Raw genomic sequence first — 21,459 nt, forward strand, 5'->3', positions numbered from 1 at the left:
ATACTGTATTTTTTGTTGTGATTGAGGGGGAAGTTTAATGAAAACTAGAGAGAGTAAAAGTTTGAAAAAATTATTTGTTTTAATAGCGGTGGCAGTAGCGCTAGTAGCCGGGATTGGGTTTTTCATTTTTAATAAAATGAATGCGGCAAGTAAGCAAGAGAAAGTGCCTGTGTTATTATATCATCATCTACTGAAGGGTACTGAAAAAGAAAATAGTGAAGTTTTTAAAAATAAAGGAACAACTTTAGCAGTGGAACAATTTGAAAAACAAATAAAATATTTAGCGGATAATAATTATAGAGCGATTACTGCGAAAGAATTAGAAGGATTTATAAAAAATAAAAAAATCTACCGGAAAAAAGCGTACTAATTACTTTTGATGATGCATCAAAATCAAATTATACTTATGCATATCCTATTTTAAAAAATATAACATGCATGCAATCTCCTTTGTTGTTACATCAAAAATTAGTGATCAAGAAGAGAAATTTGATCCTAATAAAATCCAAGCTTTAAGTAAAACAGAAATGGTTAAAATGGGTGATGTTTTCGAATTTGGTAGCCACACTGACTCTTTACATAAATTAGAAAAAGGAGAAGCTGCGGTATTTAATAGAAATAATGTGGAGATTAAAAATGATATTTTAAAGAGTAAGGATGTTTTAAAGACTGATTACTTTTCTTATCCATTTGGAAAATACAATGATACGATTGTTAAAGTGTTGAAGGATTCTAAATTCCAGATGGCATTTGTAAACTCTCCTGGTTATGCTACTAAAGAAAGTAATATATTAAAGGTTAGTCGTTTTGTTATTAAGTCAGATTTAGATATAAAAGCATTCTCTGAAATAGTAGAAGGAAATTATGGTAAACAAGATAAATAAACGAAATAAGAGTGTGTGGTATTTAATTAAAATTAGGTACCGCATGCTCTTATTTTTTTTGGTCTTGAGGTGTTTTATGTTGATACGGGGATTGATTATTGGAATGTGTATAAATAAAATATTAAATTTGTAGCATCTTCTCTGTAAAAATACCGAACATGTAGCATATATCAGTAGTGCGGGCAATACAATGGTATAAACCAATGCAAAGAGAGTGTTTGAGGTGAGAAATCGTGAATCATTTCATTATAAATCCAAGAATGTTTAACGCTTACAAACAGCACTCACATTTACTTCATAGTCGTATGCAGCGAGTCTCATTTCACACTTCTCACATCCAATTTAGGGAGGCGAGTGGTGTGCACGATTACATCAAAGAGAGAACTATCAAGATTGGCAAGTATATCGTGGAGACAAGAAAGACAGTGCGTGTAATCGCAAAGGAGTTTGGGGTATCAAAGAGTACAGTCCATAAAGATTTAACAGAACGTTTGCCAGAAATTAATCCAGAGCTCGCAAATGAAGTGAAAGAAATTCTTGATTATCATAAGTCTATTCGTCATTTAAGAGGGGGAGAAGCAACAAAGCAAAAGTATAGAAAAGAAGATACTGAAAACCCTGTGCGCCAATAAATCTAAAATAGCAAACATTCCTTGCGAATTCGGTAATATTTTTCAGAAGAATTCTTTTTGCGAATATTACGTTTCTGTTAAATTTATGATAAAATCAGAAATTAGGTGTAAAAGAATTCAGGTGTAACCTGATTTTGAATATCGAGGAGGAAATGACGGGAATGTTTGCGCGAGATATCGGAATTGACCTAGGTACGGCTAACGTATTAATTCATGTTAAAGGTAAGGGTATTGTATTAAATGAGCCATCTGTTGTGGCAATTGATCGTAATAGTGGAAAAGTATTAGCAGTAGGTGAAGAAGCAAGAAGTATGGTGGGACGTACACCTGGTAATATTGTAGCAATTCGTCCACTTAAAGATGGTGTAATCGCAGATTTCGAAATTACAGAAGCAATGTTAAAGTATTTCATTAACAAATTGGACGTGAAGAGCTTCTTTTCAAAACCTCGCATTTTAATTTGCTGTCCAACAAATATAACATCTGTAGAGCAAAAAGCAATTCGTGAGGCTGCTGAACGTTCAGGTGGTAAAACAGTATTTTTAGAAGAAGAACCAAAAGTAGCCGCAGTTGGTGCGGGTATGGAAATCTTCCAGCCAAGCGGAAACATGGTTGTTGATATTGGTGGAGGTACAACAGATATTGCCGTACTTTCTATGGGTGATATTGTTACCTCTTCCTCTATCAAAATGGCTGGCGATAAGTTTGATATGGAAATCTTAAACTACGTTAAACGTAAGTATAAGCTATTAATTGGAGAACGTACTTCAGAAAATATTAAAATTAAAGTTGGTACAGTATTCCCAGGTGCACGTAGTGAAGAGCTTGAAATTCGCGGACGTGACATGGTAACAGGTTTACCACGTACAATTACAGTATGCTCTGAAGAGATTACAGAAGCACTAAAAGAAGACGCAGCTATCATTGTACAAGCTGCAAAAGGCGTACTAGAGCGCACACCACCAGAACTATCTGCGGACATTATCGACCGCGGTGTTATTCTAACAGGCGGTGGAGCTTTATTACACGGTATCGACATGCTTCTAGCAGAAGAATTAAAGGTACCAGTATTAATCGCTGAAAACCCAATGCAATGTGTTGCTATTGGTACAGGTATTATGTTAGAGAATATCGATAAATTACCACGTCGTGCATTGCGATAGATATAGAATTAATATGATTTGAAATACTGTAAACCTTGAACAGTTGGTTTTATTATTTACTGTTCAGGGTTTATTTATATTTGGTCAATTAATAGTAATTATTCAGATGAAAACGCCTTTTTTATGGATTAATTAATATATTCTAATATATTTTTTGGTTATGAAAAGCTAAATTGTTAGGCAGAGAGGTTCAATTTTGTCAGATTTAGTGATATCCTTGTATTTGTAAATTTAAAGTGAACTTTGTAAATTTAAAGTGAATTTTGTAAAAAAATAGAGAATGATTAGAGAAAATAGAATGGGGCATTAATTGATACGGGAGGAAGAAGGGACATAGAAAAATGAAGAAAGTGTTAGTGATAGCACAGAATTTTTATCCGGAAATTGGGAGTGCAGCGAATCGAATTAAGAATATTTACTCGGAATTAAATGAAAAAGGATATGATGTTACAATTTTGACTACTGATCCAAGATATCCAAATGAAAATTTATATAAGAAAAAAGAATTTTGGGACGAAGAATCGGTAAATAGTGACGAAATTATAAGAGTGAAACCAAGGGTGAAAAAATATACAAATAATATGTTAAGAAGGTTATTTTTGTATTTAGAAATCACAGTACTCTTTATTATGGCTATATTACGTATGGATAAAAAGTATGATTATGTATTTGTTTCAACTCCGCCTATTTTTATCGGCATAGCAGGGATTTTTGCAAAGAAAAAACTAAAGGCTGAACTATTGTTAGATGTTCGAGATTTATGGCCGGAATCATTATTGGGTGTTGGAGTTTTTGCGAATCGATTTGTTTTATCAATAGCATATGCTTTAGAAAAGCTGTTATATCGTGCAGCCAATCAGATCATTGTAAATAGCGCAGGCTTTATTCCGTATCTTGAGTTGAAAGGTGTTAAACGCGAAAGAATTTCATTTATGCCAAATTCTTTAACTGAGGAAGAATTACATATGGTAGAAAATAAGCGGATTATAACTTCCTCGACTATTGAAACAGTGGAAGTGATTTATACAGGGAATATCGGGTTAGCTCAAGACGTTCTGAAGTTGATTGATGTAGCAGAATTTCTAAAAGGAAAAGAAAATATAAAATTTAAAATAATTGGCTATGGATTTAAAAGTTATCGAGTAGCTGAAGTTATTAAAGAAAAAAAACTTTCTAATATAGAAATTATTAAAGCAAAAAGTCGTAAGAAGACTCTACAGGAAGTGGCAAAAGCACATATTGCATATGTTAGTTTAGTAGATGAAAAAGTGTTTCAAACGGTTTTGCCAGGAAAGATTATTGACTACATGTGTATGAAAAAGCCTATTGTTGGTGATGTGTCTGGATATGCGGAAAAGGTTATTAATGAAGCTCAATGTGGTTTGATTTCACATGATCGAACAGTTAAAGAATTAGGAGAGCATATTTTAAGATTAGCTGAGAATGAGATATTACGAAAAAAAATAGGGGATAACGGACATAAGTTCGCCTTCCAATATTTGAGATGGAAAAATAACATCAAAGTATTAACGAGTTTAATGGAGGAAAAAGATGCAACAGAAGAAAGTGTGTATGTTCGTATGGAACCACTTCACAAATGATGCCCGTGTGTTAAGGGAATGTACGGCTTTAGCTGAAGAGGGTTATGAAGTGGACTTGATATGTATTCACGATTGGAAACAACAGGATTTACCTAAGTGGGAGATGCGAAAAGAAGGGTTTACAGTAACACGTGTAAATAATCGCCTATCTCTTTTACAAAAAGGTTTGGGTGCAGCAAAACGAGTAAAACAGTTAATAACGAAAAATATAGTTACAATGTTTTTATTTGGAGTAATTGCGGCACTGTGTTTCTGGAAATTTCAAATAATAACATGTTTGATATTATTATTTGGTGCAGTATTTTCTGTGGGGAAGCTACGGACATTAATTGTACGCTCTTACATATTGGCTCAAATGGTCAAGGTAGGTTTGAAAAAAGAATATGATTTCTATCATTCTAATGATTTAAATACACTACCACAAGGATGGCTTTGTGCGAAAATATTTAGAAAAAGGAAATTGGTTTATGATTCACATGAGGTACAGACTAGTCGTACAGGATACAATAGTAAAATTTATGGGATTATGGAGAAATTCTTTCTTAAATATACAGATGTGATGATTATGGAAAATCATACACGTGCAAAATATGCGGAAGATTTATATGGCTTTTATCCTAAGGTCATTCATAACTATCCTTTTGTAACGCAACCAGAGGACAGTAATTCAATTAATCTGCATGAGGTGTTAGAGATTCCAAAGGAAGAACCCATCTTGTTATATCAAGGCGGAATTCAAATAGGAAGAGGATTAGAAAAGCTAGTACAAGCAGTTCCAATGTTTAAAAAAGGTACGCTTGTGTTTATTGGTGATGGGCGTATTAAACCTGAGTTACAAAAGATGGTGCTGGAGTTAGGTTTGGGAAATAAGGTGAAGTTTATTCCGAAGGTGCCTGTAAATGAATTATTGCATTATACGAAAAATGCTTATTTAGGTTTTCAGGTTTTAAATAACGTTTGTTTTAATCATTATTCAGCTTCATCTAACAAACTATTTGAATATATGATGAGCGGGGTGCCCGTTGTTGCTTGTAGTTTTCCTGAGATACAACGCGTGGTAGAAAATGAACATGTTGGGGTTTGTATAGATTCTCACAATCCTGCTTCCATTGCTGAAGGAGTAAATTACATATTAGAACATCCAGAAGAAAGAGAAAAAATGAAAGAAAATTGCTTCATCGCCCGTAATAATTATAATTGGGAAAATGAAAAAGAAATCTTTATAAACATATATAAGAGCTTGGAATAGCATAAGGGAAAAGGTGTTCTGTTTTTACGTTACCATATGAACTAAAAGATGGGAATGAGAGTTTCTTGAAGAAAGCGAAGCTAAGTGTAGTAATTACGAATTATAATAAGGAAAAATATTTAGCTCAGTGTTTACAATCTGTTATCGAGCAGACATTAAAGGGGATCGAAATTATTGTTGTCGATGATGGTTCAACAGATAATAGTATGACAGTATTGAGGCAGTATGAAAAGCAAGATAATAATTTGAAAGTTTATAAGCAACAGAATGCTGGTGTGAGTGCTGCACGTAATACAGGATTGCAAAAAGCAAATGGGGAATATGTTACATTTTTAGATGCAGATGATTATGTACATTTAGCTGGATACGAGGAAATGTATGAGGTTGCCAGCGAAAATAATGCAGATATGGTTATTGCCAATATTATTTGTTTTAATGAATATAAAAATTGGCCACTTGCATACATGAAAAAATTATTTGATAAGAAACTTCCGTTAATTAGGAACGTTGCAACAAACTTAGAATTACATTTCACTCCATCCACAAGCAATAAGATATTTAAAAGAGAAATGTGTATCATCAATGGTATTCATTTTGATGAAGATCTTTGGGTAGGAGAGGACTTGTTATTTACACAAAAATGTTTGCTGGTTGCAGAAAGAGTAATCGTACGCGATATACCGCTGCTTTATTATAGAATAGTAGATAATGGTGGTAATAACCTATCTAAAAAAACAACGATTACGTTCTTTAATCAGTTAGTTATATTACAAATGAAATTAACGGCCCTGTATAGAGAGAAAGAAAGAGTTCCGTTAATTCATACTATCGAGGCAAGACAATGGAAATTCTTTGTGGATTCCATTGTTTTAAAGGGAAAAAGTTTTTCAAGTGAAAAGCTTTTAGAAGTCATTCAATTAGGAAATAAGTTTCTATCAAACCTAGTTAGTTTAAAGCGTGTAGAGAATTTTAATGTGCGTGATAAATTAATAACTGAAATGATAAAAGAAAATGATTGTATAAGTTTAGAAAAATTATTAAGTATTATTCAGGATGAATTGATTTCAAAAGAACATATATACGATAATGAAAAATATTATTATTTTTATTATCAATTTTTCCCTCGATATAAAGAATTATTGCAAGTTAATAATTTAACCGTAGTTCATAAAATTGAAGGAATAAAACTTCGCAAAGAGGTTCTTACAATTAATGGATATGCATTTGTTGAAAATATATCGACCAAAAAAATAAAAAAAGAATTGGTATTTTATAAAGAAGGAACTACTAAAACAATCCAACTAAAAAACTCCTTACGTACCGATATATCATACTTATTTTCTAACAACACAATTGACTATAATGATGCGGGATTTGGAACAATAGAAGTCAATGTAAGAGATTTGTTAGAAGAGGGAGAATGGAGAATATCAATACGCCTCAGCATAGGGAATACTGTTGTTGAAGAACCGCTAAGGGTTCTGTTAGCACAGTTACGCAATAATACAAAGTATCAAAATATAAATTCATTGGATATTAAAGTGCTATATAAAAATAGTGAAGCTACAATTCATATTCGTAAGTCTAACTATATGAAGAGAATGATGAGTACATATAGTGAAATTAAGCGAGCAATCCGTTATGACGTAGGTTTATTTAAACGGAAAAATTATGAAACATTACTTGCAATTATATCCTATAAATTATTTGGAGCATATTTTCGTAGAAAGAGGATATGGTTAATTGGTGAAAGACAAGATACAGCGCAAGATAATTCTTATCACTTATTTACGTATATTCGAAAGAAACATCCTGATGTTCCAGTTTTTTATATTATTAATAAGGAAAGTAATGACTATAAAAGCATCAAAGAATTAGGTAATATAATCCAATTCGGAAGTTTTAAACATACATTCTATTTGTTAATCTGTAATAAAACGATTAACAGTTATTCAGAAACAGCAAATATGTATACGGATGATTATAAACATATTTTAAAGTACTATCCAGAATGGCAGCAAAACAAGAAGATTTTTATTCAACATGGTGTTATAGGGGTCAGTCGTGTAAATCATGTGTTAAATAAAAATCGAATGGGCTATTCTCTATTTGTTGTGTCCTCACAGTTTGAAAAGGATCATATCGTCAAAGAATTTGGATATGAGGAAGACGAAGTAATTGTAACGGGGCTTGCACGTTGGGATGCCTTGAAAGATGAGAGTAAAGGGAATGAAATTTTACTCATGCCAACTTGGAGAAGTTGGATTAAAACGAAAGAACAGCTAATGCAATCTAAGTACTGGCAGACATATATGTCATTTTTACAAAGTAAAGAACTTCATCAGATATTAGAAGAACAAGACATGAGATTAACTTTCTTTCCGCATTACCAGACTCAAAAATTTGGTGCAGAAATGCCTGTATTTCATGAGCGAATTAGGGTCATGAAACAAGGTGAAGAAACAGTGCAAAGTCTATTAAAACGACATCGTTTATTGATTACAGATTATTCCACAGTTTCATTTGATTTTGCTTATATGAATAAACCTGTTATTTTCTATCAGTTTGATTATGATGAATTTTACTCTAAACATTATAACGAAGGCCCTATTGATCATAGGACAGAATTGTTTGGAGAAAGGATAGAAAGTGAGAAAGATATACACCTTTTACTAAATGATTTCGAAAGTTCATTGAAGAACCCTAATTTGGAGCAAGTAAACAAGTACGTTGTTAAGCCAAAAGAATTACATTGTCAAATGTTATTCGAAAATATAAAAGGAGTGTAGAGATTTGAAAAAGCCACTAATTTCGGTGATTTTGCCCATATACAATGTAGAGATGTATATAGAGGAGTGTTTAAATTCTTTAATCAATCAAACAATTGGTGTAGAGAATTTAGAGGTTATTATGGTAAATGATTGTTCTACAGATAATACAGGAGGAATTCTAGACCGATATGCTAAGAACTATGATAATTTTAAAGCTATACACTTAGAAAAAAATTGTGGCGCACCTGGTAAACCAAGAAATATTGGTATTGATATCGCAAAAGGAAAGTACCTAATATTTATGGATCCAGATGATTATATACCAGTTGATTCATATGAAACGTTATTTAATTTAGCTGAAGAACATAAATCAGATTTTGTTATGGGAAAAATGGAAAGCTTTAATGAGAGTGATGGTTCAACTTTTCAACATTCAACTTTCAAACACTACCTTTTACAAAAAACGTATGTGAATACTAACATAGAGATATCGCCATTCTTTTTACAGGTAAAAACAGCTATTACTTTAAAATTAGTAAGAACAGCATTTGTTAGACAACATAAAATCTCTTTCATTGAGGGAATGAGAAATGGGGAAGATAAATTTTATGATGTTCAGTTATTTACAAAGGCGAAAAGGTTTAGTTACATTCCGAAAAATGTTTATAGTTATAGAGCACGTGATGATGATCATAATTTATCGTTGACACAGCAAGATATTATTTCTTCTGTTGAGAATGATGTAAAGTCTGTAGATGCAATTAAACCTGAATTGAACAACCAGGAATATAATTATTTTCAAGTAAATGCACTAAGATCAATTCTTTGGAAAATTTGTGATCCGGACTTTAATAAGCTATCAATTGAAGAAAAAAAGAGGTTAATTAATTTAGTGAAAAGAGTAATAGATAACTATGATGTTGAAATAGTGAAGAAATATTTAGTTTGGGAAGAGCCTTTATTAAGTTTAATTGAAAAAGATTATATAGATGAAGCATTAGCATATAATAGCATGTTGATTTCGAGAAGATGGTGGTTAAAACAAGGGACTGAATTACAACAAAGATATAAAAAACAAACGATTATTCGTAATAGTTTTTCTTGGAGGATTACTAAATTTCTTAGAAATAGGAATTTTAAATTAAAGGATATTATCAAGGGGAGATTTTTGAATGAAACTAAGCGTGATAACACAATTACGGGTTCATGATGAAGCTGTAATTAAACAAGCTTTTGAATTATTACAAAAACAGACTATCGGTGCTAATGAGTTTGAAGTGCTTATTTTTTATAATTATGAAAATGTTACTTTAGAAATGGTTGAATTTATAGAAAATTTAAAGGGAAGTTATAAGCTGAATATAGTATTAAAAGAAGGAAATCTTGATGTAGAGAGACTAAGAGGGGAGTATATTACTTTCTTTGATTTTTATACAAAGTTTAGGCCAAATGTATATGAACGTTTATATAATGCCGCACAAAAGAAAGATTTAGATTTCATATCTGCTTGTTTGGAAGAAAAAAATGAGAAAAAAATTATAAATAAAAAAATATAATGCAGAGTAATTTTGCTACAATTACAGCTTTAAAAGTAATAAAGAAGGAAGTTCTATTAACAAAGGGGCTTAATTTTATCTCTCAATTAAATGAGCCAAACATCAAACATTTAGATGTTCAGTTATATTTAGCTGGTCTAAATTATGATTTTGCAACTGATATAAAATATAAAAACAAAACACCATTTAATGAAGAGTACATAATAAATTCAATAAAAGATATTCAGTATGTTTTTGATTCTTTAATAAGTGATTATGGAGAAGGATTTAATCAGGATTTAAAAATTATACTTTTTAAACAAATATTAAATTTAGTGGATAAAAACACCTTTTTAAATGAAGTAGAAAAAAGTCATCAAGAGACATTGTTGAATGTGTTGGAGAGTCTCTTGTCTATTTCAGATGAAAGTATTTATAAGGGGAATGAAGGATATAAGGCCTTTTTAAATCTTATAACTTTAGGTTTATATGATGAAGCGATGAAATACATGGTGATATTTAGGAGTAAGAGGTACTGGTATAATCAATCACAAAAGTATGAAACGTATTTTGAAAAAAATCCATATCTCCTCGAAGAATCTTTATCTTGGAAAATTACAAAGCCTATTCGAGGAATTCAAAGTGTATTTGAATATATTAAAGGTTCATTGTATAAAATACTTATTCTTTTGTTGAGCGTATTTGTAAGGGTACGTTTTGCAGGGAAAGAGATTTGGTTAGTTGGGGAGCGTGAGGATCAAGCTGAGGATAATGGATACTTCTTCTTCAAGTATTGTCGCGAAAAATATCCATCAGAAAAAATATATTATGTAATTAATGAAGATTCACCTCATTTAGAGAAAGTAGAGCAATATGGTAATGTTATATATCATTCTTCCTTTAAGCACAAGGTTTATATGCTGGCCGCAAGTACATATATAAGTGCTTGGGTATTCGAAGAATGCTCTTATCCTAGACCGAAGCAAGAATTTATTAAATGGTTTGGGAATATGGTTTCTAAAAAAAATAATATTTGTTTACAACATGGTGTGATCATTCATAATATTGCTCCGTATTTAAGTAAGGAAAGATATAAGCAGGATTTAATTATTTCAAGTTCAGAGTATGAAAAACGTATTATTATGAAGACACTAGGGTATCCTGACGAGGATGTGGCTGTAACTGGATTAACTAGATTTGATAACCTTCACGAGAGAAAAACAAAAAAACAAATTCTAATTATGCCGACGTGGCGTAGACACTTATTAAATGTAAATAAAGTACAGTTTTTACAGTCCGATTATTATAAAGTATATAAAAGTTTAATTGAGAATCAAGCCTTTCTAAATTTAATAGAAAAGAATAATATAGAAGTTAAATTTTATATACATAGTCAAATGCAGAAGTTTATGGATGAATTTGTTGTGGAACATCCTAAAATGGAATTTTTAGTAAAAAGCAATGCGACTGTATCGGAATTATTAAAAGAAAGTGCACTATTAATTACTGATTATTCATCAGTGTCATCAGACTTTCTATATATGGAAAAACCAGTTATAATGTATCAGTTTGATCCGCATAATAATCATCATGCTCCGTGTACAGAAATTAAATATAGTGATTTAGGTTTTATTGTGTCTGAGGAACAAGAGTTAATTAAGCAAATAAATAATGTTATGAATAATAATTTAAAGATTAGTCAGAGATATTTAGCAAATTCAAAAAGAATTTTTAAATATAAGGATACTAAGAATGCTGAGAGAGTATATCACGTAGTTAAAGAAAAGACTTCTTAAATACTATAAATGTGTAGAAAAATAATTTAGCGTGTTTGGGAGTATTCTTATTTATTGATATGAAAGAAATTTAGAATAGCAGATTTAGATAATTTATATGGATGAAATGAGTGCTAGATAATCTGTATTTTGGTTTGGGGCGCTAAATTGTTTTTATGTGAAGTTATTTTTGGAAAATAGATTTTTTTATTAATAAATTACGTGGAGATGAGAAGGTTAGTGAAAATTTGTGTAGTAGGCTTAGGATATATTGGTCTCCCAACAGCTGCTATGTTTGCGAAACATGGTGCTGAAGTAGTAGGCGTGGATATCAATCAACATGTTGTAGAGAAGTTAAACCAAGGGGAAATTCATATTGAAGAACCAGGCCTTGGAGAAGTTTTTCAGGAGACAATAAAGCAGAAAAAACTATCTGCTTCCCTTGAGGTGGTCGGAGCAGATGTTTTTATTATTGCCGTTCCTACACCAAATAAAGATGATGAATATAAATCATGTGATTTAACAGGTGTTTTAACAGCCGTTAAAGAGGTTATTCCTAATATTAGAAAAGGAAATACATTAATCGTAGAATCAACAATCGCTCCTCGGAGTATGGATGATTTTATAAAACCTTTAATAGAAGATGCTGGTTTTGTAGTTGGGAAAGATATCTTTTTAGTGCATTGTCCAGAGAGAGTCTTGCCAGGAAAGATTATGGACGAAATTATTTTTAATAATAGGATTGTGGGAGGTATTACTCCAGCTTGTTCCAAAATGGCGGCTCAAGTGTATAGCTTATTTGTGAAGGGGGAAATAATTCAAACTGACGCAAAAACAGCAGAAATGTCTAAGTTGATGGAAAATACGTTCCGTGATGTAAATATTGCATTATCAAATGAGTTAGCAAAAATATGTAAAAATTTAAAGATAAATGTATTAGATGTTATTGAAATGGCCAATAAGCATCCACGTGTAAACTTACACCAACCAGGTCCTGGTGTAGGGGGGCATTGCTTAGCGGTCGATCCGTATTTTATTGTAGCCAAAACGCCAGAAATAGCGAATATTATTCAGATGTCTCGTGATGTAAATATTTCTATGCCATTGTACGTTTGCGAGAATATTGAACAATTGCTTAAAGGAATTGATTCTCCTAAGATTGCTGTATTTGGGGTTGCTTATAAAGGGAATACAGATGATATGCGAGAAAGTCCGGCTTTAGAGATCATTGATGTGTTATATCAAAAAGGATATAATGTGACGATTCATGATCCTTATGTTAAGAGTGAGTTATTTAATTTGAAGACGGCAGAAGAAGCTGTAGAAGGTGCGGATTTAATATTAGTATTGGCCGATCATAACCAGTTTAAAACTATGGAGTACAGCCAATTTGTTTCAAAAATGCGCCAACCAATTTTATTTGATGCTCGAAATTGTATACCTTTAAATAAAAAAGGTAAAATGAAAGTTGTTAATTTCGGGAATATTCACGAAATGTTACAATCGGATGAGGTTTTTGTATGAAAGCTATAAAAAGTGTTATTAAAGAACAATTAGATAACTTATATTTAATGGGAAGGCTTTCTATATATGAAATTAAGCAGCAATATGCTGCTAGTACGTTAGGAATTACATGGGTATTTTTGAACCCTTTAATTCAAATTTTTGTATATTGGTTAGTATTTGGTTTAGGGATTCGAGGTGGAGCTCCTGTAGAAGGGGTTCCGTTCTTTGTTTGGATGATATGTGGTATTATTCCATGGTTTTTTATAAATGGCTCAATTATTCAAGGCTCGAATTCTATTTATGCTAAACTAAATACAGTTTCTAAAATGAATTTTCCATTGAGTGTAATACCTACTTATATTATTTTATCGCAGTTATATACGCATTTAGTGTTACTAACGGTTTTAATACTTATTGTTATATGTATTAAAGGTATAAGTTTTCTTGGTATAGTTGGATTGGTTTATTGTATATTCTCTACATTTAGTTTTTTAATTGCTTTGGCTTTTATTACCTCTACAATTTCTACTATTTCTAGGGATGTACACTTATTTATTCAATCAATTACGAGAATGTTATTTTATTTGACACCAGTTTTATGGAAGCCAAGTGAGCATATGAATAGTATATTTGCATTTTTAATGAAGATAAATCCGTTTTACTATGTAGTTGAGGGATACAGGTCATCATTATTACATGGAAGTATAAGTTTTATAGGGTCATTTTATACACTATATTTTTGGGGACTAACAATTATTTTGTTTGTGATTGGGGCAATGTTCCATATTAAATTCCGCAAGCAGTTTGTTGATTACTTATAAAAGGTGAATAATCCAATGAATTATAAAGTAAAGTTTGAACATGTTACAAAGAAATATAAAATGTATAGTAAACCTTCGGATAAATTAAAGGATTTATTTTTTAGGGACAATAATGGTGATTATCATTATGCTTTAAATAATGTTAGCTTTGAGGTACCAGAAGGAGAAATAGTTGGAATTGTTGGTTTAAATGGTTCAGGAAAGAGTACATTATCAAATTTAATTGCGGGTGTCACGATTCCGAATAAGGGAGAATTTACAATTAATGGTTCTGCATCGTTGATTGCAATCTCTTCTGGGCTCAATAACCAATTAACAGGAATTGAAAACATTGAGTTAAAAGCTTTAATGATGGGCCTGACAAAGGAGAAAATTCGAGAAATTACACCAAAAGTTATTGAGTTTGCTGATATAGGAAAATTTATGTATCAACCAGTGAAAACTTATTCAAGTGGAATGAAGTCTAGAATAGGATTTGCGATTTCGATTCATATTAATCCTGATATTTTGGTAGTCGATGAGGCCCTCTCCGTTGGAGATCAAACTTTTACTAAAAAATGTTTAGATAAAATGAATGAATTTAAGGAACAGGGAAAGACGATATTTTTCATTAGTCATTCTCTTACACAAGTAAAGAGTTTTTGTACTAAAGTAATTTGGCTACATTATGGACAACTAAAGGAATATGGTAATGTAAATGAAGTAGTAGATAACTATAATGCTTTTTTAAAGAATTATAATCAAATGAGTGTTGAAGAAAAAAATAAGTTACGTGAAGAACAAACATTACAATTTCAACATGGTTTATTGCAGGAACAGTCGGTGGCAGTCCCGAGGAGGAAAATACGGGATCCTAAATCAAAAAAGAAAGATATTATATTGTTTGGAACCATTTTTAGCATTTTAGTATGTGCAATCGTAACGGGGTTAAATTATAAGGGAATTCTCTCGTTGATGAGTGAAAGTAAAAATAAGGAGAGTTTCGTCCAAAGTAAAAACGCCACTGAAAAACAAAAGATTAAAGCAGAGCCCTCAAGTGATAAGAAGTACATGGTGAATAATAATGACATCAGTATTCGAAAAGAGCCAAGTATGAGCAGTAGCCGTTTAGCATTAACTCACTTCGGGGAAATATATACAGTTTCAAATGATAATGCAACTAATAATGGGTGGATGCAAATAGTTTTGCCAAGTGGGGAAAAGGGTTGGATAAATGGAGAGTACATCATACCATTTATATCGAATAACAAGATCATAGAAGATGCTAAATTGGATAATGTAATAACATTATTAAACCGTGCGTATGGATTATCTATAAAATCAATTGATACATACGTTGGGAAAAGTTTAAGTGAACTTGAGGCTGTATATCCTAATAATCTAACACCATCACAAACGATAGTAGGTAAAACGGAGTATAAAGATGGAAAAATCAAGTTTGTTATTTCAGGGTCTAAGGTAGTAGAAATGGGCTTTCAAGACATCTCAATGTCTATTAGTAAGTTGCAAGAAATTCTGGGGAAAGAAAGTATAAATAATGATTTTGAAAAGAATTATTTATTTGAAACCAAACGTTATTATGTTATAGCACGCTCTGATAAAAGCCATCAAGAGATTCAATCGTTAGCAATTATGTCAAAAGAATAGGAAAAAATTTTGAGATTTACCTAGGGTGTTTAGGTAAATCTCATTTTAGAAATGAGCATAATTAGTTTGATTATAGACCTTTAAGGGCTTTTGCATATAGATTGAAAATAAAAATAGTATCAAATTTATTATTTGTAAGATGTATACTAATAATTAATGGGAAAGAGTGGGGTTTATAATGGAGGTTATAATAGAAGAGCTAGGATATAATCCTGAAAAAGGGAATATGACGATTATAGGAACTTCTACTGTCGGGAACGGAAGGCTAATTTTACGAAAGAAAAGGAATCATCGCGATTTTGAGTTTCCTTTGGAAGTTGAACTTGGGGAAGTGCTAAAAGGGAAAAAATTTCAAATTGATATTAATTTGAAATCTATTTTAGAAAAGCAAACATTAAACAATGAAGCTGTATGGTTAATACATATGATTACTGAGGGAAATGAGTATTTGGTTAAGGTTAAATCAAATATTGAGGAACGGTTTGACTATTTTTACAGTAAAAATAGTATTTTTAAATTGATTCCATATATAGCGAAGGATGGGGTTTTAGCATTTTATCTAAGAGGATTAGAATTAGTACCACTCGTCAAAAAAATGGAATATTCGGATGGCAAATTTGTATTAAATATTTTGTTAACTGGAAAGGATACTAAATATTTAAAGAAGGAAAAAATAAAACTTATTTTAAAAAGAAGAAATCAAGTTGATATGGCTTTTCACGGTACTAGTATAAGTACTAAATGTGTGCCAATAATAAAAGATTCTGTGGATATAGCAATTGATATAGCAGAGGATATCCCATATGTTAACCAAGATAAAGAAACATGTTGGGATATTTTTGTGAATATATGTAATGAGGGTGAAACGGAATATTATAATTTACCTCTGGAAACTAATAGTGTATTAAAAAAACAAGCATTTAGATATAAGCAATTTAAGGCGAATAAACTTTTCTATATTAAACCTTATGTTACAGGTGATAATCGACTAGCTATTTATCAATCAAATATGCTTCATAAAGTTCGAGCTATAGATATAATAGAGGATGATGAATCTATAAAAATTGACGTGGGGCTAGAAATTTTTAATAACCAAAAAATAGATGAGCTAAATTTAGTTATTAAAAGAAGAGAGAAAACTGGAAATGGATATGAATATTATGAAGAATTTGTATATGGTTTGGAAGAAAGTGGACCATTATATGTAGCTCGAATTAATAAAAACAGTTTATCTCATAAACATATTTTAAGAGATAAAGAAGTATGGGACTTTTTTATAAGATTAAAGCTAGATAATAATGAAAGTGATTTGCAACTTGATATTTCAAAACAATATAAAGGGGACTTTTCGTATTTTGATATATGTTGTACAGAGAAAAATATGAAGGGGAAATTATTTATAAATGGATCTTCGCAACTCTCTTTATATACTATAGATGGGAAAAATAGATGTGCCGTCAAGGTAGCTGTATTGGGAACCTGTTTTAGTAGAAACGCGTTTAATTCAAGCCAATATTTCAATCCAGATTATAAAAAAATATATGATTGTGTTTACACACAATTTCATTCTTCACTAATTAGTCTTGTCTCAGATCCAGTGTTATTAGATCCTAAAGAATTAGATGACATTAAAGAGAGTGACAGAAAATTTGTTGAAGTTGATTTTGATAAAAGTTTCTTTGAAAAATTAAAAGAATCAGAGGCTGAATATTTAATTTTGGATCTTTATTCTGATGCATCTAAATCTATATTGAAAATTGATAGTGATAGATATATTAGTTGTAGTTATATATTAGAGGATAGTAAATATATAACTAAGTTGGAGAATAGCCAAATAATAGATCATGAAAATAATGATGAGTATTTTGAGATTTGGAAAGAGGCTGTTGGAGATTTTATTCAAAAGTTAAAAAACATATTACCAGAGGATAAGATTATTTTAAATAAAGGTAGATTTACTTCTACTTACTTTGATGAACATAGAGAAGTTAAATCATTCTCAGATCCGCAATTAATTTTGAGGAATAATTATTTTTGGGATAAACTAGATAATTATATTATGCATCTTATACCAAAGGCGAAAGTTATTGACTTAACAAATACAAGTTATATTGGAGATGCAACATATCCGTTTGGTAAGTCATTTTCACACTATGAATCAGGATATTATAAGGAATTTTTAAATCGCTTAAATCGCTTAGTTATTTCAGACCGCTTAAGTAAGTGATGGGGAATAAAAGGAAATTCCTTTAAATTATAAAAGCTAAGGTGGGTTATTGATGAAAACAGTAAAAAAAGCTATTATCCCAGCAGCTGGATTAGGAACAAGGTTTTTACCAGCAACTAAAGCAATGCCAAAGGAAATGTTACCAATCGTTGATAAACCAACAATTCAGTACATTGTAGAAGAAGCAATTGAATCTGGAATTGAGGATATTATTATTGTAACTGGAAAAGGAAAGCGTGCTATCGAAGATCATTTTGATCATTCTTTTGAGTTAGAACAAAACTTATTAGAAAAGGGAAAGTTTGAAATTCTTGAGAAGGTGCAAGAGTCTTCCAAAATTAATATCCACTATATTCGTCAGAAAGAGCCTCAAGGTTTAGGACATGCTGTATGGTGTGCACGCAAATTTATTGGTAACGAGCCATTCGCTGTTTTACTTGGTGATGATATTGTACAAGCTGAAACACCATGCTTACGTCAATTAATCGATCAATATGAGGTAGCACAATCATCAGTAATTGGTGTTCAAACGGTTCCGGAAACTGAAACGCATCGCTATGGTATTATTGACCCGCTAGTACAAAAGGGTCGTAGTTATCAAGTAAGTAAGTTTGTAGAAAAGCCAGCTAAAGGAACAGCACCATCCAATTTAGCAATTATGGGACGCTATGTATTAACACCTGAGATCTTCATGTTCCTAGACGACCAACAAACAGGAGCTGGTGGCGAAATTCAGTTGACGGATGCTATTCAGCGTTTAAATGAGATTCAAAGAGTGTTTGCTTATGACTTCGAAGGAAAGCGCTATGACGTTGGAGAGAAGCTTGGATTTATTCAGACAACGATTGAAATGGCGTTACAACATGATGAGTTAAAGAATGAGTTATTAGGTTATATGGAGAATTTATTAAAAAAAGAAATCGTTCATAATTAACTTTCATATGAAACATCCCTGGAATTTATTCGTAAATAAATTCCAGGGATGTTTTTTATAATTGTTGCATTAATTCATTCGCCATTTTTTTAGATAGTTGTTTTGTCATTTTAGGAACAAATGGTTTTATTGCTCTGTTAAAAATAAAGGCCCCTTTACCAGTTGTTTGTATTTCCAACTGACTTGTTACCTTTGTGGTAGAGGGAGAGGTTGATTCAGCATGAAAAAAGCCGCTGCCAATCAACTTCTTAGTTGGCGAAGTCATTGTAAAGCTAATTTTATCTGGCATTTGCCATTCACTAATTTCGACGTTTAGACTAACGTCTCGTTTAATAAATCCAAAATCGCCGTGCAAACGCCAAGTTGAATGTTTATCATCAATAATCTTATGTTTAACATAGCCTGTAACTAGTGGAGCCCAATTGTTTATATTACTAACAAAGCTCCAAATTTGATCTGGGGAAGCTTTTAATTCTATAGTATGTATACCTTTTGCCATTTTTCAGTTCCTTTCTAAAAATAAAGGTATTTGAAGTTGAATAATTAGGTCAAAACGCTAAATTCATTTTATCATAATATAAAGATAATATTTCTATTACGAGATATTTTTATTTTCATTTTGAAATTTTTTATTAAAATTCATATTTCTAAATATCACATTTAAGAGAATGTAAGGAAAATAGAGAAATCCTAAGTAAAAGTAGGGAATTAATACGAAAAAGGTCGAAAATTAGGTTTTTATTTCTGATTTTTGTCATATATAATAAACCATGAATACGACATTAAGGCTTAATATATTTGATATAATTTGCCTTTCCCTAACTTGGGTATACACTCTTTTCAACCTCCGTGTCAGTAATAATTTATATTGAAAAGAGTGTATACATTTTTTTATTTGGAAGCAGAATTTTGAAGTTGTTTTTTTCTAATGACAAATAAGGACTGAAATGGGATAATGATAGTATAACTTCTGGTGGTATGACCAATTTCGTTTTAAGGAGAGAAGTGTATGCTAGATATTCAACAAATTAAAGAAATTATTCCTCACCGCTATCCATTTCTACTTGTGGATAAAGTTTTAGAAGTAGAAGAAGGAAAGCGTGCTATTGGAATAAAAAATGTGACAGCTAATGAAGAATTTTTCAACGGACATTTTCCTGACTATCCTGTAATGCCAGGCGTTTTAATTGTAGAAGCTTTAGCGCAAGTTGGTGCTGTGGCAATGCTAAAAAAAGAAGAAAATCGTGGTCGTTTGGCATTTTTTGCTGGTATCGATAATTGTCGTTTTAAAAGACAAGTACGTCCAGGTGATCAGCTTCGTTTAGAAGTTGAAATGACGCGCGTACGTGGAGCAATTGGAAAAGGGAAAGCAATTGCTACTGTAGACGGTGAAATCGCGTGTGAGACGGAAATTACGTTTGCGCTTGGTGACAAGAAAGAATAAATATATTAAGATATATGGTAGACAAATAACGATATAAAATTGTTATTTGTCTATTTTTTATGGATTGATATATAATTTAGTTTTATTAAATTGTTTTGTGCTCTGTATAATAGGGTTTACATGTATTGTAAGTTAGGTTGACGATAGGTTTAAGAAGGAAGGTTTAAATAATGAAAAAGAAAATTTTATTTTGGGTACTCGGTATTATTGGAGTACTAATTATAGGTGGAGGAGTTTATGCCTATAATGTATATTCTTCTGTATCTAAGACATTAGAGGAAGTTCATAAACCTCTAAAGCGTGATCAAAATAATAATAAAGTTGGAGAAAAAATTAGTAATACTGAACCTGTTTCAATTTTATTATTAGGAGCAGATGAACGCGGTGAGGATAAAGGACGTTCGGATTCTTTAATGGTTATCACGTTAAATCCTAAAAATAATTCAATGAAAACAGTAAGTATCCCTCGTGATACGTATACGGAGATCGTTGGAAAAGGGAAAAGTGATAAAATCAACCATGCCTATGCATTTGGCGGAGTAGATATGTCTGTAGCGACTGTAGAAAAATTCTTGAATGTTCCTATTAATTATTATATTGAAGTGAACATGGAAGGATTTAAAGATATCGTTGATGCAGTCGGTGGTGTAGATGTAAATAATGATTTAGAATTTACGCAGGATGGACATCATTTTGCGAAAGGAAATATTCATTTAACTGGTAATGAGGCTTTAGCATATACACGTATGCGTAAACAAGACCCACGTGGTGACTTTGGTCGTCAAATGCGCCAACGTCAAGTCATGCAAGGAGTTATCAAAAAAGGTGCAAGCTTCTCTTCTTTAACAGGTTATGGAGATGTGCTAGCAGCAATTCAAAAGAATGTGAAGACAAACTTAACACAAGATCAAATGTTTGATATGCAAAAGAATTATAAAAATTGTCTGCAGAACAGTGAAGATATCCAAATCCCAGGCGACGGCCACAAAGCCGCTGATGGTATTTGGTACTACTATGTTCCAGATGCAGCAAAACAAGACTTAACGAATAAATTAAAAGCGCATCTTGAATTGAAATAGTAATTTTGAATATCCCACACTATTTGTAAAGATAGTGTGGGATATTCAGTAGTAGCATATTTCTATATCAAGCACGCATGGGATTGGCATCAAAAACAACCGAATGGATATGCTAAATAAAATATAACAAGTGAAAAGAGAGAGAGGGTATCGTCGGCAAAATATGTTCGACAATACCCTCTCTTTTTTTG

At 31.5% G+C, this 21,459-nt stretch carries 16 protein-coding genes and 1 pseudogene; 16 read left to right on the forward strand and 1 reads right to left on the reverse strand.

The window, feature by feature from the left end:
* The first annotated feature begins 37 nt into the window (after positions 1–37).
* From JFU20_RS16195 to galU, 14 genes and pseudogenes are all read left to right on the forward strand, one after another.
* Positions 38–884: pseudogene (locus tag JFU20_RS16195) on the forward strand (polysaccharide deacetylase family protein).
* A gap of 359 nt (positions 885–1,243) precedes the next feature.
* The gene (spoIIID, locus tag JFU20_RS16200) at positions 1,244–1,516 is read left to right on the forward strand and encodes a sporulation transcriptional regulator SpoIIID (RefSeq protein WP_002089714.1); all 273 of its coding nucleotides are present in this window, start codon (positions 1,244–1,246) and stop codon (positions 1,514–1,516) included.
* Positions 1,517–1,677: 161 nt separating this feature from the next.
* The gene (mreB, locus tag JFU20_RS16205; RefSeq protein WP_002089713.1) at positions 1,678–2,679 is read left to right on the forward strand and encodes a rod shape-determining protein; all 1,002 of its coding nucleotides are present in this window, start codon (positions 1,678–1,680) and stop codon (positions 2,677–2,679) included.
* A 341-nt stretch (positions 2,680–3,020) separates the two neighbouring features.
* Entirely contained in the window at positions 3,021–4,280 is a 1,260-nt protein-coding gene (locus tag JFU20_RS16210) for a glycosyltransferase family 4 protein (protein ID WP_002016217.1), read from the forward strand.
* The gene (locus JFU20_RS16215) at positions 4,231–5,529 is read left to right on the forward strand and encodes a glycosyltransferase (protein WP_002166420.1); all 1,299 of its coding nucleotides are present in this window, start codon (positions 4,231–4,233) and stop codon (positions 5,527–5,529) included. Before JFU20_RS16210 ends, JFU20_RS16215 begins: the two co-directional genes overlap by 50 nt.
* Positions 5,530–5,594: 65 nt before the next feature.
* Positions 5,595–8,318, forward strand: coding sequence for a bifunctional glycosyltransferase/CDP-glycerol:glycerophosphate glycerophosphotransferase (locus JFU20_RS16220; RefSeq protein ID WP_201038738.1), 2,724 nt, complete (start codon positions 5,595–5,597; stop codon positions 8,316–8,318).
* 4 nt (positions 8,319–8,322) lie between these two features.
* Positions 8,323–9,510 (forward strand): glycosyltransferase family 2 protein, encoded by a 1,188-nt coding sequence (locus JFU20_RS16225; protein ID WP_033716005.1) that lies wholly within the window; start codon positions 8,323–8,325, stop codon positions 9,508–9,510.
* Positions 9,473–9,856 (forward strand): glycosyltransferase family protein, encoded by a 384-nt coding sequence (locus JFU20_RS16230; RefSeq protein WP_201038739.1) that lies wholly within the window; start codon positions 9,473–9,475, stop codon positions 9,854–9,856. The genes JFU20_RS16225 and JFU20_RS16230 overlap by 38 nt, the downstream gene beginning before the upstream one ends.
* On the forward strand, positions 9,856–11,631 hold the full coding sequence (locus JFU20_RS16235; RefSeq protein WP_201038740.1) for a CDP-glycerol glycerophosphotransferase family protein: 1,776 nt from the start codon (positions 9,856–9,858) through the stop codon (positions 11,629–11,631). The genes JFU20_RS16230 and JFU20_RS16235 overlap by 1 nt, the downstream gene beginning before the upstream one ends.
* A gap of 219 nt (positions 11,632–11,850) precedes the next feature.
* On the forward strand, positions 11,851–13,134 hold the full coding sequence (locus JFU20_RS16240; RefSeq protein WP_033716007.1) for a nucleotide sugar dehydrogenase: 1,284 nt from the start codon (positions 11,851–11,853) through the stop codon (positions 13,132–13,134).
* A complete protein-coding gene (locus JFU20_RS16245) occupies positions 13,131–13,937 on the forward strand; it encodes an ABC transporter permease (RefSeq protein WP_002166426.1) in 807 nt (268 codons plus the stop codon). Before JFU20_RS16240 ends, JFU20_RS16245 begins: the two co-directional genes overlap by 4 nt.
* 15 nt (positions 13,938–13,952) lie before the next feature.
* On the forward strand, positions 13,953–15,584 hold the full coding sequence (tagH, locus tag JFU20_RS16250) for a teichoic acids export ABC transporter ATP-binding subunit TagH (protein ID WP_201038741.1): 1,632 nt from the start codon (positions 13,953–13,955) through the stop codon (positions 15,582–15,584).
* Between the two features lie 178 nt (positions 15,585–15,762).
* Positions 15,763–17,811, forward strand: a complete 2,049-nt coding sequence (locus JFU20_RS16255) for a DUF6270 domain-containing protein (RefSeq protein WP_002016228.1) — start codon at positions 15,763–15,765, stop codon at positions 17,809–17,811.
* A 52-nt stretch (positions 17,812–17,863) separates the two neighbouring features.
* The gene (gene galU, locus JFU20_RS16260; RefSeq protein WP_002016229.1) at positions 17,864–18,745 is read left to right on the forward strand and encodes a UTP--glucose-1-phosphate uridylyltransferase GalU; all 882 of its coding nucleotides are present in this window, start codon (positions 17,864–17,866) and stop codon (positions 18,743–18,745) included.
* Positions 18,746–18,800: 55 nt separating this feature from the next.
* Here galU and JFU20_RS16265 read toward each other — a convergent pair whose 3' ends face one another.
* The gene (locus tag JFU20_RS16265; protein WP_002166429.1) at positions 18,801–19,244 is read right to left on the reverse strand and encodes an SRPBCC family protein; all 444 of its coding nucleotides are present in this window, start codon (positions 19,242–19,244) and stop codon (positions 18,801–18,803) included.
* A 510-nt stretch (positions 19,245–19,754) separates the two neighbouring features.
* On the opposite strand from JFU20_RS16265, the gene fabZ reads away from it, so the two are divergent.
* On the forward strand, positions 19,755–20,189 hold the full coding sequence (gene fabZ / locus JFU20_RS16270) for a 3-hydroxyacyl-ACP dehydratase FabZ (protein ID WP_000884318.1): 435 nt from the start codon (positions 19,755–19,757) through the stop codon (positions 20,187–20,189).
* A 170-nt stretch (positions 20,190–20,359) separates the two neighbouring features.
* The gene (gene tagU, locus JFU20_RS16275) at positions 20,360–21,268 is read left to right on the forward strand and encodes a polyisoprenyl-teichoic acid--peptidoglycan teichoic acid transferase TagU (protein ID WP_002016232.1); all 909 of its coding nucleotides are present in this window, start codon (positions 20,360–20,362) and stop codon (positions 21,266–21,268) included.
* Positions 21,269–21,459: the final 191 nt, after the last annotated feature.

The sequence above is a fragment of the Bacillus sp. TH30 genome (assembly GCF_016650875.1).
GTDB lineage: Bacteria > Bacillota > Bacilli > Bacillales > Bacillaceae_G > Bacillus_A > Bacillus_A mycoides.